We start from the raw sequence: 14,429 nt of genomic DNA, 5'->3' as shown, positions 1-14,429 counted from the left end.
GTCATTCACCACGAACCGCGAAGAGCCGGATATGCCATGTCCCCCTCCGGTCCGGGGAAGGGTGCGACGCAGGCCGTCGGCGGCTGGGGCATCGCCGTCACCGCGGGCTCCAAGGCGCCCGAGGCCGCCTTCGACTTCATCACCTGGGCGACCTCCAAGGAATATGTGGCACTGGTCGCAGAAAAGGAGGGGTGGCTTGCCGTTCCCTCAGGATCGCGCACCTCGACCTACGCGACGCCGGAGTATAAGTCCGTCGCGGTGTATGCAGACCTTGTCCTGAAGTCGCTCGAGAACGTCGAGTTCGAGGAACCTGCGGTGGAGGACGCGCCGTACGTCGGCAACTCTCTTCCGAACATCCCGGAGTGGTCGGGGCTCGGCGAGAGGCTCGGTCAGCTCCTGGCCGAGTACGTCTCCGCCGACGGTGACACCGCCGCGCTCCAGTCGGCCGCCCAGAGAGCCGCCCAACAGGCCTTCGACGACGGAGGACGCTGATGAGCGCGGCGGCCTCCGCCACAAAGGAGGCGCCGCGCAGAACCCGGGTGAACCTCGTCGGCACACCGGCGCTGATGGTCGTCCTGGTCCTCACCCAGGTCCCGTTCGCGGTGACCGCCGTGATCTCGCTGCTCAACTGGAATCTTCGGATGCCCAGCGCACCGATCAGCTTCGCCGGAGCAGACAACTATCTCTTCCTGCTGGGCGACCCGGACTTCTACCGCGTCATCCTGAACACGGTGATCCTCACGGGCGCCTCATTGGTGATCGCGATGGTCCTCGCCTTCGTCCTGGCGAACCTGTTCAACAACTCGTTCCCCGGGGCCGTGATCGCGCGATCGATCCTGATCATTCCGTACTTCGTGATGGAGCCGGTGATCGGCATCATCTGGAAGACGCTGATCCTCAGCCCGACGCAGGGCCTCAACGGCGCCTTCTCCGCTCTGCTCGGCATCGAGCCGATCTCCTTCTTCAGCGCGCAGAACTCCTTGGCGACCATCGTCATGCTGTGCGTCTGGCAATGGACCCCGTTCCTATTCCTCATCATCATCTCGGGCCTGCAGAGCCTGCCCGAGGAGGTCATGGAGGCTGCTCAGGTCGACGGCGCAGGCTGGTTGCGGCGGATCCTCTCCTTCAAGATCCCGCTGCTGCGCCCCTACTTCCTCGTCGCCGCCACCTTCGGCCTCATCAACCTGCTGAAGGTCTTCGGAATCATCTTTGTGACGACGCAGGGCGGCCCCGGCGTCTCTTCCGCGAACCTCCCGTACTACATCTATCGAACCGCGTTCTACGACTGGCAGGCCGGCCGGGCGTCGGCGATCTCTGTCGTCACGGTGATCCTGACGCTAGCCGTCCTCGCGACCATGTTCCGCCGACAAGGGAACGTGCTGGAACGATGAGCAGAACGGTGGAAACGACAATGCATACGCCTCCTTCGCAGCAGGCGCCCGCCCCGGCCCAGCCATCCACTTCGATCAACAGTTCTTCGTCGATCCCGAAGCCCTCAGCGCGCAAGAAGATCCTCGGCCTGCTCGGCGGCGGTCTCCTCATGGCGATCGCGCTGATCTACTCGTTCCCGATCCTCTACATGGTCCTCTCGTCCTTCAAGCGGGAGGTCGATGTCGCGCCGCCCAGCTTGAGCTTCACGCCGACGCTCGAGAACTATCGGGCCGTGATCGGCCCCGAGCTGGTCGCGCATCTGGGGAACTCGGTCGGGATCACGCTGACGACCGTCGTCCTGACCGTCGTGCTGGGCGTTCCGGCGGCCTATTCGATCGTCTTCGGGCGGCTCCGCAATCCCATCGGGCGCTACAACTGGTATATCACCACGACCCTGCTGCCCGCAGTGGCAGTAATCCTGCCGATCTACGTCATCCTGAGCCGCCTCGGGATGCTGGACTCGCCGATCATGATGGTGCTGCTGTACACCTCGATCGGCATCCCACTCATGGTGTGGATGGCCGTGACCTACATGGCCGACATCCCCCAGTCGATCATCGAGGCCGCACAGCTCGACGGCTGCACGCGCGTCCAGGCATTCAGGACCGTCATCCTCCCCATCGTGCGTGGAGGCATCCTGTCGACAGCGATGCTGGTGTTCATCGTGACGTGGAACGAGTTCCTCGTCGCGATCTCGTTCACCTTCACGCAGTCGCCCACCATCCCGGTGTACATGAACCAGTACATGACCCAGCAGGGTCTGTTCTGGGGAAAGATGTCCGCGGTCGCGACGATCGCCGTCCTCGTCCCCGTTCTGCTCGGGTTCGTCGCCCAGCGCAGCCTCATCAAGGGGCTCCTCAGCGGAGCCGTGAAGGAGTGACATGACCGTCAAGACCACCATGCGCGCAGGGGTCCTCGTCGCTCCGGGAAGGATCTCGCTCGAGGAACGGGAGATCCCGGAGATCGGCCCGGAGGACGTGCTGGTCCGTGTCGCCTATGTGGGCCTCTGCGGGTCCGACGTGGCCCTGTTCAGCGACGGCGGCATCGGGTCCAGCAGGGTCGAGGAGACGATGGTGCTCGGGCATGAGGCGTCCGGCGTCGTCGCCGCGGTAGGCGAGACCGTCTGCGATCTCGCCGTGGGCGATCGGGTCGCGCTCGAGCCGGGTGTCCCCTGCGGCATCTGCGAGCAGTGCATGACCGGGCACTACAACCTCTGCCCCGACGTCTACTTCTGGGCCTCCCTCCCGATCACCGAGGGAACGCTGCAGGAGTACGTGCGACACCCCGCGCGCTTCTGCTTCGCGCTACCCGATGAGGTGACACTGCCCGAGGGTGCGCTCATCGAGCCGCTCGCCGTGGCGCTGCACGCACTGCGCACCTCCGGGGCCGGCCTCGGGAGCCGCGCCCTCGTGCTCGGCGGAGGCTCCGTCGGACTCCTGATGACGGCGCTCCTGCGACGGGCCGGGGCCGCCGAGGTCGTCGTCAGCGACATGGCGGACAACCGTCTGGACTTCGCGCAGGAGTTCGGGGCGGAGCCGATCCGTGCTGATGTACTCGCTGCAGAGGCGACCGTGGCCGACCGCCGGTTCGACGTCGTGTTCGAGACCGCCGGGTCCGAGGCGACGATGAATGAGGCGATCCGCTGTGTGCGTCGTGGCGGAACGATCACGTTCGTCGGCTACACGAAATCCGGGATCGCGGCATTGCATGTGAACGACCTGATCGATAAGGAGCTCACTCTCCGCAGCGTGTTCCGCTACCGGAACCTCTACCCCACTGCCATCGCGCTCCTCGCCTCCGGAGAGCTTCCCGTCGCACGCATCATCACAGACGTGCTCCCCCTCGAGAGGAGCACCGAGGCGTTCACGGCGGCGAGCACCCGGAAGCACGAGGTCGTCAAGGTCATGATCAAGGTCGACGCAGGAGCCGGCGATGGCCGCGGATGACCTCGTCGCGGGGATCGACTTCGGCTCCGACTCCGTGCGCGTGGTGCTGCTGGACGTCATGGAGGCCCGCACCGACGCCGTCGCGCAGGCTGAATATGAGCGCTGGGCGCAGCGCCGGTACTGCGATGCGGAGCGGTCGGTGCATCGACAGCATCCGCTGGACCACATCGAGGCACTCGAGGCGTGCTTCGCACAGCTCGCACGCTCCTCCGACCTCTCCCGGGTCCGCGCTCTCGCGGTGGACAGCACCGGCTCCACCCCCGCCCCTGTGGACGCCGAAGGACGGGTCCTCGCACTCCGACCCGAGTTCGCCGAGGATCCCGGCGCGATGTTCTGGCTCTGGAAAGACCAGAGCGCGGAGGCCGAGGCGGCGGAGATCAACGATCTCCTCGACTCGGGACGTTTCGACGTGTCCCGCACGCAGGGCGAGTACAGCTCCGAATGGTGGTGGGCGAAGATCCTCCGCGCCGAACGCCTCGGAGGCGCCGTCTCCCGCGCCGCTGTGAGCTGGATCGAGCACGCCGACTGGGTGGCCCACCTGCTCTCGGGCGGGACGGATGCCGCAATTATCCCCCGCAGCGCCTGCGCCTATGGCCACAAGGTCCTCTACAGCGCGGCGCACGGCGGGCTGCCTCCGCGCGCCCTGCTCACGGAGCTCAGCCCGGGGCTCGCCCGCGTCCTCGACACCTTGCCTGCGAAACCTGTTGCAGCGGGCTCACCGCTGGGCACGGTCTGCGCGGAGTGGTCCGGTCGACTGGGGCTGACCGACGGCGTCGTGATCGGGGCCGGTTCGCTCGATGCTCATGCGGCAGCGGTCGGCGCCGGCATCCGCCCGGGCGAGATGGTAAAGGTCATCGGGACCTCGACTGTCGATCTGTTCCTGCCCCGCGCCCTGCCCGAGGAGATCGAGCCGCTGCGCTCTCTCTGCAACATCGCAGAGGACACCATCGTCCCGGGCCACCTCGGCGGGGAGACGAGCCAAGCTGCGTTCGGCGACCTCTTCTCCTGGTATGCGGGGATCCTACGCTGGCCGCTTCGCGCGGTCCTCGAGACGGAGCTCGCCGACTCGGGCGGAGCGCCCCTGATCGACCGGCTCGAGGAGCGCTTTCTCGGTGCCGTGCTACCCGCTCTCGAGAGGACGATCCGTGAGCGGACGGAACGTTCGACACCGATCGCACTGGACTGGGTCAACGGGCGGAGGTATCCGTTCCCGGACTCGTCCGCGCGCGGAGCGATCGCCGGCATCGGCGTCGGCACCGACGCCGCAGACATCTATCTCGCCCTGCTCGATGCCGCGGTGCTAGGCAGCAGGTCCATCCAGGATCAACTCCTGGCCGCCGGGATTCCTGTCCATGCGGTCACCCTCGTCGGCGGGATCGCACAGCGCTCGGAGCTGATCTGCCAGATGCTCGCCGACGCACTCGGCGTCGAGGTCGCCGTAGCGGAGGAGTCACAGGCCTCGGCCCGGGGCGCGGCGATCCATGCCGCGATCGCGGCTGGGACGTTCGGCACGCCCGAGGAGGTTCGCTCCTCCCTCGCCGCCCGCGTCTCACGGACCTTTGCCCCGACTCCGGAGGGTCGCGCGAGGATGAATGCGAGAATCGGCGAATATCTCCGGCTCGGCGTGGGGACCGGTCAGCTCCCCCTGTCCGTGCTCGGTTCCCCGGCACCGGAGGCAGACGCATGAGCGCGCGACGAACCATCCACCCCGACGACGTCCTGCGTGCAATCTACGAGTTCGGACCGATCTCCCGCTCCGATCTCGCCCGCGAGCTCGGTGTCTCCCGTCCTTCCGTGACCAGCATCGTCCAGGAGATCACTGGGCTCGGCATCCTCGCTGCGGAGATCCCGACAAGGTCGCGTCAGGGGCGCCGGTCGCGCGGTCTCACGCTGGATCTGGGCGAACTGCGAACCGTCGCAGTTCGCATCAACCGGTACCGGACCGAGGCCGGCGTGTTCGACGGCAACGGAGAGCCGCTCGCAAGAAGCGAGCGGAGCTACGACAGCTCCGTCGACATCCACGGCGTACTCGCCGCGATCAGTGCGGCCGTGGACGAGGTTCGTCCCGCCTTCGATGCGCAAACCCTCGTCGGCGTGGGCGTCGCTGCACTCGGCTGGCTGTTCCGCGACGAGAACGGCACCCGGCTCTACACCGACGGCTTCACCGAGCTGAGAAAGGTCGACTTCGTCAAAGAGATCGGCGCTCTCCTCCCGGGAGTGCCCATCGTCCTCGAGCACGATGCGAAGACCAGTGCGCTCGCCGAGTACGCGCTGCTCTCCAAGATCCGCGAAACTCCGCCGAGGTGCCTGCTCAACGTGGTCGGTGGGATCGGCTACGGCGGAGGGATCGTCGTGAACGGCCGGATCTTCTCCGGCGCCCACGGGATCGCCGGAGAGATCGGGCATCTGGGAATCAATTTCAATGCCCGCCTGCACGAGCGCTATGTCGACCGTCCCGGCTTCGACGGGCTGTTCGAGGACTACGCCTCGCCACGTGCCCTGCGCAGCGCGGTGGCGGAGCGCCTGGTCGAGTTCCCAGACTCGCCGCTCACGGAGAACCCGTCCATCGATGACATCGTCGCCGCCTTCGACGACGGTGACGAACTGGCGACCTGGGCGGTGAAGCGCATGTGTCGTCTCATCGCCTACGGCCTTGCCTCGCTGGTGTACGTCCTCGACCCGGACTGCATCGTGCTCGGCGACCTCTTTCCCGGGTCGACGAACGTGCGCGACCTCATCCAGGACGAGCTCGGGATGCTGCTGCCGCCCATCATCGTGGAGCACCTCGAACTGCGGGTCTCCGAGCTCGGCGAGACCGGGATCCTACAGGGATGCCATCTGATGGCGATGCAGGAAGTCGTCGCCCACCACAGCCTGCACAGCATCGCGCTGTCCCGCGCAGGACTTTCCGACGCAAAGGACCCGACCTCATGAACCCCCTTGACACCGATGCCGTCTGCATCGTTACTGGAGCCGCCGGAGGGATCGGCCGCGCCGTCGTCGCTGCCGTCGCCGCGCAGGGCGTAAGCGTCGCCGGTTGGGAGCGGCCGGGGGCAGATTTCTCCCGCGTGGAAAAGGTCTGCGACGAAGCAGGGGTCCGCTTCCGTGCGGTCGAGGTCGACGTGACCGACGCCGCAGACTGTGCTCGGGCGACTGAGGAGTCCTCGGAGCTGGGGCAGGTCCGGTACGCCGTCAACTGCGCGGGGGTCGACAGCCTCGGCCCGTCCACGGAGGTGGAGCAGAGCGACTGGGACCGTGTGATCGGCGTGAACCTCAGCGGGCTGTTCCACAGCTGCGTTGCCCAGCGTCGGGCCTTCGGCTCGGGCCCCGGAGCGATCGTCAATATTGCCTCGATGTCCGGTCTGATCGTCAACCGTGACATCGACCCGCACGCGGCGTACTCGGCGTCGAAAGCGGGAGTCATCCATCTGTCCAAGAGCCTCGCCGTCGAATGGCGCCAGGAAGGCATCCGCGTCAACGCCGTCAGCCCCGGGTACACCCGGACGGAGATGACGGCGAGCAATCCTCCCGCTCTCATCGCAGCCATGGAGGAACAGGTGCCTCTCGGACGCTTCGCGGAACCCGAAGAGATCGCGCAGCCGTGCGCGTTCTTGCTCAGCGGGGCGGCGTCCTATGTCACCGGGACGAATCTCGTGGTCGACGGGGGGACGACGGCCTGGTGAGCGTGGGGACCTGATCGCACGCCGTCCGGCAACTGGTCCACGGGCACGGCTACCTGCTCTCCCGCACCACCGGAGCCGAGGGGATGACGGCGCCGACGGGCTTCGTGGTGGGCGGGAACCTCACCGCAGAGGACGACGCCGCCGAGGTGCTCGCGCGCCTGCTCACCGGCGCCTGGCAGCGGGTGCTCTCCCCCGACCAGGACGTGGTGGACCGCCTGCGCAGGGTCGAGCAGCACTACGGCGTGAGCGTGCTGCCCGACGGCTTCGAAGCCGACGGGCCGGTGGACGTCGCAACAGTGCTGATCGCCGGAGCGCGGGTCTGCTTCTCGGGAACGGTGCACTCCCCCGCGCACGGACCGCTCGACAAGGACGACCTGCACCGCATGGCCGAGTCCCGCGGACTCGTCGCCGTCCCGACGCTCACGAAGACGAAGACCGACGTGCTCGTGGTCGCCGAGGCCGGTTCGCAGTCCAGCAAGGCGAAGAACGCGGCGAAGTGGGGGAAGCCGGTGGTGGTGGCAGAGGAGTTCTTGGGGTGGATGGGCAGCCGGTGAAAGGTCTATTCAGGGCGAACTCGAGCTGAAGGAGGCTCTCGAGCGGAACCCGGGTACTGATGCGGCACGTCCTTCAGGCGGTGTGGCGCCGTCATCCAGTGGTAGAAGTTGTCGCCCCGGCGTAGGAGGCGGGCACTCTGCCGCGCGCTCGCACGGAGCTCGCGGCACAGCTCGTCGACGTGCCGGCGGACGCCGCCACGTTCCCGGTCGTCCGCTCAGGTCGGCGGCTGCGGACCGCCCACCACCTGGCCGTCCTCGAGGTGGATCACGTGGTCCGCCCCGCGCAGCGCCTCGGGGCGGTGGGCGATGACCACCGTGGAGGCTCCCGCGCTCTGCACGCCGGCGACCACGCGCTCCTGAGTGAGGGGGTCCTGATGGCTGGTGGCCTCATCGAGCACGAGCACGGAGCCAGCGATGCCACCGGGGGCCCGGGAGGCCCGCAGCAGGGTCCGGGCGAGAGCCAGTCTCTGCCTCTCGCCACCGCTGAGCGCATTCCCTCGAGGTCCGATGCGCCGCTCGAGCGGCAGGGGGGAGCACGCCATGTGCAGCACCTCATGCAATGCAGCATCCGTGGCCGACGGTGCAGCCAGGCGCAGGTTCTCCGCCACGGTCGCATCCAGCAGAAACGGTTCCTGGTCCACGACGGCGACGGTCCTGCGCACCTGGGCTGAGCCGAGCCGCAGTACATTCACGCCGCGGAGCGAGACCGAGCCGGTCTCGGGGTCACGGTGGCGCTGCAGGAGACGGGCGATCGTCGACTTGCCGGAGCCGGTGGGTCCGGTGACGCCGACGACCCTCCCGGGGGCGAGGTGCAGGGAGACGACGTCGAGCACGGGCGCCGGACGGCCCGGATAGCGGAACGTGACGTCGGCGAGCTCGGCCGCGGGCGTTCGAGGATCGCCTGCCGGCGCGGTGCCGTGGGGCGAAGGGGCCGGCAGGACCGTCGGGGAGGTGGGCTCCGCGACGAGCGGTGCGGCGCCGGCGAGTTCCCGCACGCGGCGGGTCGCCTCGAGACCGCCGGGCAAGGACACGGCGAGTCTCTCAAGGGTGTCCAGTCCGGTCGCGATGCCAGGTACCAGCGCCGCCGCCATGAGCACGGCGGGCAGGGCCGAGGGCGCCGCAGAGAGGCCGACGACGAGCACCAGCAGCGCTCCGCCCCAGATCCACAGAGCGGTCGCGCCATGGCGCACGCCGGCGCGGCGCGAGCGTGCGCGCAGGGCGGCCCCGAGCCGGTCGTCCAGCTCCCGCAGGCCCGCCAGCCGCTCCGCGACGGTGCCGGCGCCCAGGATCACCTCGCGCACCCGCAAGGAATCCGCGACGTGCTGGGTGATATCGCCACGGGTGCGGCCCAGGGCGCGGGCGGTCTCGCGATCCCGGCGGCGGCCCAGGAACGGGATGACCCAGCCCGCAGCGAGCACGACGGCCAGGGCCAGCGCCGTGGGGACGCCGGCGGTCGCGGTGGTGAGTCCGATCGCAGCGATCGGGAGGAGAACGGCGCTGATTGCGGGCGCGATGGTGTGCGCGAAGAACACCTCGATCCGGTCCACGTCCCGCACCGCCACGTCGAGCACGCGTGCCGCCCCGCCCGCGTCGGTCACGGCCGGCGCCTGCGGGAGCACTCGCTCCATCACCCAGATGCGCAGCTCGCCCAGCAGGCGGAACGCCGCCAGGTGCCCGGTGAGCTGTTCGAGATAGCGCAGCACCCCGGATGCCACGGCGAGCACCACGAGCACGGCGACGACGCCGGTCACGGGCAGCACCGCGGAGCCGACGAGGCTCGCACCGATCGCACCGGCAGGCAGCGCGAGCGTCGCGGCTGAGGCGGCGTGCCCGAGGATCCGGGCGAGCGCGGAGACGGCGAGCACCGCTCGTGCGGGGGCGGCGAAGGCGAGCAGCCAGCGCAGGTCCGTCATCGTGCTGCTCCTTCACAGAGACCGGGAGCGGAGAAGGCGAGACCAGGAGGAGCGGCATCGGGTGGGTCGGAGCCGAGGTCGCCGGTGGCGGGGTCGCCCGCCTCCGCGGCGAGCGCCTCGGCGTAGTAGCCGGGGCGGGACCGCACCTGCTCGGGCGGGCCGGCGTCCACCACGGCGCCTCCTTCGAGCACCACCACGAGGTCGGCACCGAGGGTGGTGTGCACGCGATGGGAGATCTCCAGGACGGTGCGGCCGTGCAGCCGCTCCCCGAGTCGCTCGCGCACCAGCTGTTCGGTGGCGCGGTCGAGATCCGCAGTGGGTTCGTCGAGCAGCACGAGGCCGCGGTCCTGGATCAGCAGGCGGGCCAGCCCCAGGCGTCGGCGCTGCCCGCCGGACAGCAGCGCCCCTCCCTCACCGATGACGGTGCTCTCCCCCTCCGGCATGGTGCGCAGGTCCGGGGCGAGCGCGGCCGCATCGAGAGCTTCGGCGAGCCGGGGCTCGTCGGCCTCGGGGGCGACCAGGCGCAGGTTGTCGCTGATGGTGCTGGAAAGCAGGTCGACGTGCTGACCGAGCGTCGCGCAGCGCTGACGGCGCGCGGCGCCGTCGACCGTGGCGCCGTCCAGGCGGATCGTGCCGCGAGCAGGTTCCTCGAGTCCTGCGAGCACGCGCAGCAACGTGCTCTTCCCGGCACCGGAGGGGCCGACGAGAGCGAGGCGCGAGCCCGCCGGGACGGTGAGATCCACTCCGTCGAGCACCGGGCGGCCCTCTCGATCGACGCCGAGCCCTCGCAGCTCGATCGACGGGGAGGCGGTGCCGTCGGCCCTCGTCGGGGACGTGCCCTCACCCTCCCTCGGTGCTCGCTCCATGCTCTCGCCGGTGCCTGCCGTGAGCTCCTCGAGCTGGTCGCGGCGGGCGCGGCCGCCGAGGGCGACGTAGAAAGTGCGGCCGATCCTGCCCATCGGCTCCTGGAGGAGCACCGTGAGCAGGAGCCCCGTGAACGCCTGGCCGGCGCCGAGCCGGCCGCTGTCGAGACCTGCCAGCACCATCGCCACGGCGACGCACCCCATGAGCACCCCGAACACAGCGTCGTGCACCACGATCACCACCTGGTTGCGGGCGAGCAGCCGCGTGAGCTCGCGCATCGCCCCGCGAGCCGAGTGCGCATAGTCCTCGAGCACCCTGGCGCCGGCGCCGAGCACGCTCACCGTGCCGAGTCCCTCCACCAGCTCGAGGTAGCGGGCGGCGGCCTGGCTCTGGGCGCGCCGGAACTGGCCGTTCGAGCGGCGCAGCACCCGGTCGCCGAGCACGATCAACGGCGGCACGAAAGCGATCGCGAGCAGCAGCACCAGCGCACCGCGCACATCGATCACCGCCGCCCAGACGGCGAGGACCAGCAGCGGGGCGGTGAAGGCCGCGAGGGTGGGGGTCAGGAACCCGGCGCGGTATGCGGCGACCTTCTCGACCCCTCCGGTGGCGGCATCCAGCGTCGCGCCCTCCGCGCCGCCCCGGCCCGGGGCGAGCGCGGAGCGCATCACCCGCTGCCGCCAGGTGGTCTCGGTCTCCTGCGCCATCCGCCCCACCCGCGCCTCGGCGCCGGCACCGGCCGCGGCGGCGAGCACCACGAGACCGAGCGCCCACAGTGCCGGGGCGGTGAGGGACGTGCCGGCGAGCGCGGCGTCGACGACGGCGCCGAGGGCGACGGCCGCCGCGGCGAGGCCGAGGGTGCGGGCCCAGGTCAGCAGCAGCGCCGCGCGAGATCCCGGCGGAGGATCGACCAGGGCCTCACGAATCCACACCGACGCTCACTGCTCCTGGTCGATGAGGTCGGGATGGAGCACGGAGGCGATCTGGCTCAGGCCCTCGCCCAGCCGCGACCCGGCGGTGCCCGAGGTGGCCAGGGCATCGATCAGGTGCACCCGGCCTTCGGCGATCGCGGGGATCTCGGCGAGCGCCGGGCTCTCCAGCAAGGCGGAGAAGGGCCCCAGGCCCGCGCCGTGGAAGTCCTGGACCAGGATCACGTCAGGGGCGGCATCGAGGAGCATCTCCGGGTCGGCCGCCGGGGAGGAATGCCATCCGGACTCGGTCGCGATCGACGTTCCGCCGGCAAGCTCGATGAGGGTGCTGGTCGAGGAGGAGGCGGCGAACATCATGGTCGACGGGCCGCGGGCGAACAGCCCCAGGGTGCGCGGGGCGGCCTGGGCAGCCTCGACTGCGGCGGCGACCTCCTCGATCTGCTGCTCGATGGTGGTGGTGATCTGCGCGGCCGCCGCTTCTACTCCGAGCAGTTCGCCGAGGGCGGTGATCACCGAGGTCACGGACTCCGGGGACTCGAAGTCGGAGGAGTCGAAGACCGCGCAGGGCACGCCGCTGGAGGTGAGGGACTCCCCCACGGTCTCCTCGCCGTCGTGGCGTGCGGTGAGCAGAACAAGGTCCGGTTCCAGCGCGAGGATCTGCTCGGGATCCGGGGAGGGGGCACCGACCACGGTGTTCGCGACCTGCTGGGCGAGTTCGGACTGGTTGGTGTTCGAGGGGTCCTGCGCCCCCTCGACCACGCCGACCACGCGCTTAGGCCCCACGAGCTCGAGCGCGAGGTCGCCGGTCTCGGTGGAGACCGCGACGATCCGCTGCGGCGCGGCCTCAAGGGTGACCTCAGTGTCGCCGATCGTGACGGTGCGCGGCCAGTCGCCCGTGGGCGCGCCGGCATCGGCGGCGGTACCGGCGGAGGAGTCGCTGCCATCGGCGGTGGAGCAGGCGGCCAGGGCCGTGAGGGCGCCGAGGGTGAGAAGGGAGGTGCGGGCCAGGCCGCGGCGGGTGAGGGCGTGCATGAAGGGGTCCTTGTCCAGAGAGGGTGGGTCGGTGTCGGGAAGATGACCGCCAGGGCGGGCGGCGGGTCAGGGGCTGGGTGGGATGCGTCCGCGCGGGGTGACACGGGGTCGGCCGGTGAGCGGATCGAGATCCACGTCGGCCCGGATCCGATAGGCCGTCGCCAGCAGATCGGGGCGCAGCACCTCGTGCGGCGTACCTGCGGCGAGCACTCTGCCGTCCGCCAGCAGGGTGAGGTCATCGCAGGCGCGGGCGGCGAGGTTCAGGTCATGCAGCACCACCCCGATCGCCCGCCCTTCTGCAGCGAGGTCACGGAGCAGCTCGACCACATCGGCCTGGAAGCCGAGGTCGAGAGCGGAGACGGGCTCGTCCAACAGCATCACCTCGGAGGCCTGCGCGAGCTGCTTGGCGATGAGGACGAGCTGGCGCTGGCCACCGGAGAGGCGGTCGATCCGCCGCTCCCGCAGATGCTCCGCGCCCACTCGGGCGAGGGACGCATCGACCACGTCACGGTCCTCGGCGCTGAGGTCGCCCTGCATGCGGGTGAGCACCCCGTGGTGGGCGTAGCGGCCCAGACCCACCACGGTGTCCACGCGCAGACCGGCTTCGACGTGGGTGTCCTGCGGAAGGAACGCGATACGTCGGGCGCGCTCGCGGCTCTGGAGGGAGCAGACGTCCTCTCCCTCGGAGCGCACCGTGCCGTCGCGCAGCGGGATCATGCCGGACATGGCGCGCAGCAGAGTGGATTTGCCGGCGCCGTTGGGCCCGACGAGGCCGTGCACCCGCCCGCGGTCGAGGGTGAGATCGACGCCGTGCAGGACGCGGCGGCGGCGATAGGCCACGTGCACGCCCTCGACGCGCACCGCGGTGGCGGGGGGTGTCTCGGTGGGCGTCGGCTCCGCAGGCGTCGCGGCGGCGGGTGTCACCTCGGGGAGCGTCGCGTCAGCGGCCTGCGCGGCGGTGCGGGCCGGGCTCCGGAGCGCATGCTGAGGGCTCATCGGCCGCTCCGGCTGCAGACCAGGGCGAGCAGCACGGGAGCGCCCACGAGGGCGGTGACGGTGCCGGTCTGGAGGCTGACGGGGGTGAAGAGATTGCGGGCCACCACATCGGCGAGCACGAGGAACACCCCGCCCACCAGCACCGAGACCGGCAGGAGCACGCGGTGGTCGGGGCCGAGCAGCAACCGCGCCAGGTGTGGGACCACGAGCCCCACGAAGCCGATCACCCCGGTCACGCACACGCCCGCGGCGATCACCACGGCGCAGATCGCGAGCAGGATCTGGCGGGTGCGGGCGGTGCGCATCCCGGTCGAGACCGCCTGGTCCTCGCCCAGCAGGAACAGGTTCAGCTCCCCGGCGGTGCCGAGCAGGACCGCGATCCCCAGGATTCCGGGCAGGGCCGCGACGGCGACGTCGGACCAGGTGGCACCGGTCAGGTCGCCGTTGAGCCAGAACATCGCGGCCTGGGCGTCGTCGCTGGCGGGCGCATTGGCGATGGCTGCGGCGATCACCGCGCCCAGCAGGGAGTTCATCGCGATGCCGACCAGCAGCAGGGTGCCCCCTCCCCCACCGCGCAGACCAGCGACGAGCTGGACCACGAGCACCGCCCCCAGCGCTCCGAGGAAGGCGCCGAGCGGGAGCGTGACCGGGGTGGCGAGGCCGGTGACCATGAGGATCACCGCGACCACGGCCGCGCCCGACGAGACGCCTGTGACTCCCGGATCGGCGAGGGGATTGCGGAACACGGCCTGCATCACCAGGCCCGCCGCGCCGAGCCCTCCTCCGACGATGAGGGCCAGCAGCACCCTCGGCAGGCGGATCGACCAGACCAGGCTGACGGTGGCGGCCGACGGTGCTGGCTGGTCGAGGCCCAGCGCCTCGAGCACGGGCCGTGCGGGCTCCAGCAGGATCACGAGGGTGTCGGCCGGGCCGGTGTCCGAGGGCCCCAGAGAGGTGGCCGTGAGCACGGCCCCGAGGACCAGTGCTGTCAGTGCGAGAGGCAGGAGCACGCGACCGCGCGGCGCCCGGCGGCGCGGCGCCGCGATGGAGCGCTGCTGGGGAACGATGTCACTGACCACAA

13 protein-coding genes are annotated in these 14,429 nt (G+C 70.2%); 8 read left to right on the top strand and 5 right to left on the bottom strand.

The window, feature by feature from the left end:
- Window positions 1–36: 36 nt before the first annotated feature.
- From ACT3UF_RS10420 to ACT3UF_RS10385, 8 genes are all read left to right on the top strand, one after another.
- The gene (locus tag ACT3UF_RS10420) at window positions 37–492 is read left to right on the top strand and encodes an extracellular solute-binding protein (protein WP_444608313.1); all 456 of its coding nucleotides are present in this window, start codon (window positions 37–39) and stop codon (window positions 490–492) included.
- Window positions 492–1,391 (top strand): carbohydrate ABC transporter permease, encoded by a 900-nt coding sequence (locus ACT3UF_RS10415; RefSeq protein WP_444502416.1) that lies wholly within the window; start codon window positions 492–494, stop codon window positions 1,389–1,391. The genes ACT3UF_RS10420 and ACT3UF_RS10415 overlap by 1 nt, the downstream gene beginning before the upstream one ends.
- A gap of 20 nt (window positions 1,392–1,411) precedes the next feature.
- The gene (locus tag ACT3UF_RS10410) at window positions 1,412–2,311 is read left to right on the top strand and encodes a carbohydrate ABC transporter permease (RefSeq protein ID WP_444608312.1); all 900 of its coding nucleotides are present in this window, start codon (window positions 1,412–1,414) and stop codon (window positions 2,309–2,311) included.
- 1 nt (window position 2,312) lies between these two features.
- On the top strand, window positions 2,313–3,377 hold the full coding sequence (locus tag ACT3UF_RS10405; protein ID WP_444502651.1) for an NAD(P)-dependent alcohol dehydrogenase: 1,065 nt from the start codon (window positions 2,313–2,315) through the stop codon (window positions 3,375–3,377).
- Window positions 3,364–5,064 carry a ribulokinase gene (locus ACT3UF_RS10400; RefSeq protein WP_444608311.1) on the top strand — a complete coding sequence of 567 codons (1,701 nt, stop codon included), beginning with the start codon at window positions 3,364–3,366 and terminating at the stop codon, window positions 5,062–5,064. The genes ACT3UF_RS10405 and ACT3UF_RS10400 overlap by 14 nt, the downstream gene beginning before the upstream one ends.
- A complete protein-coding gene (locus ACT3UF_RS10395; RefSeq protein WP_444502653.1) occupies window positions 5,061–6,311 on the top strand; it encodes an ROK family protein in 1,251 nt (416 codons plus the stop codon). Before ACT3UF_RS10400 ends, ACT3UF_RS10395 begins: the two co-directional genes overlap by 4 nt.
- Window positions 6,308–7,060, top strand: coding sequence for an SDR family NAD(P)-dependent oxidoreductase (locus tag ACT3UF_RS10390; RefSeq protein ID WP_444502654.1), 753 nt, complete (start codon window positions 6,308–6,310; stop codon window positions 7,058–7,060). Before ACT3UF_RS10395 ends, ACT3UF_RS10390 begins: the two co-directional genes overlap by 4 nt.
- 83 nt (window positions 7,061–7,143) lie before the next feature.
- Complete coding sequence (locus ACT3UF_RS10385; RefSeq protein WP_444502655.1) at window positions 7,144–7,614, top strand: hypothetical protein; 471 nt, start codon at window positions 7,144–7,146, stop codon at window positions 7,612–7,614.
- A 215-nt stretch (window positions 7,615–7,829) separates the two neighbouring features.
- Here the strand turns inward: ACT3UF_RS10385 and ACT3UF_RS10380 are convergent, their stop codons facing one another.
- From ACT3UF_RS10380 to ACT3UF_RS10360, 5 genes are all read right to left on the bottom strand, one after another.
- Entirely contained in the window at window positions 7,830–9,527 is a 1,698-nt protein-coding gene (locus ACT3UF_RS10380; RefSeq protein WP_444608310.1) for an amino acid ABC transporter ATP-binding/permease protein, read from the bottom strand.
- The gene (locus tag ACT3UF_RS10375; RefSeq protein WP_444502657.1) at window positions 9,524–11,323 is read right to left on the bottom strand and encodes an ATP-binding cassette domain-containing protein; all 1,800 of its coding nucleotides are present in this window, start codon (window positions 11,321–11,323) and stop codon (window positions 9,524–9,526) included. Before ACT3UF_RS10375 ends, ACT3UF_RS10380 begins: the two co-directional genes overlap by 4 nt.
- A 6-nt stretch (window positions 11,324–11,329) precedes the next feature.
- Window positions 11,330–12,352, bottom strand: coding sequence for an ABC transporter substrate-binding protein (locus ACT3UF_RS10370; protein ID WP_444502658.1), 1,023 nt, complete (start codon window positions 12,350–12,352; stop codon window positions 11,330–11,332).
- 66 nt (window positions 12,353–12,418) lie between these two features.
- On the bottom strand, window positions 12,419–13,348 hold the full coding sequence (locus ACT3UF_RS10365) for an ABC transporter ATP-binding protein (protein ID WP_444502659.1): 930 nt from the start codon (window positions 13,346–13,348) through the stop codon (window positions 12,419–12,421).
- Window positions 13,345–14,427: a FecCD family ABC transporter permease gene (locus ACT3UF_RS10360; RefSeq protein ID WP_444502660.1), complete on the bottom strand. Its 1,083-nt coding sequence runs from the start codon at window positions 14,425–14,427 to the stop codon at window positions 13,345–13,347. The genes ACT3UF_RS10365 and ACT3UF_RS10360 overlap by 4 nt, the downstream gene beginning before the upstream one ends.
- Between the last annotated feature and the right edge of the window lie 2 nt (window positions 14,428–14,429).

The organism is Brachybacterium sp. AOP24-D1-21 (assembly GCF_052378665.1).
Taxonomy (GTDB): Bacteria; Actinomycetota; Actinomycetes; order Actinomycetales; family Dermabacteraceae; genus Brachybacterium.
Note: the sequence above shows the minus strand (reverse complement) of the source record. Positions and strands in the feature narration are given on the sequence as shown.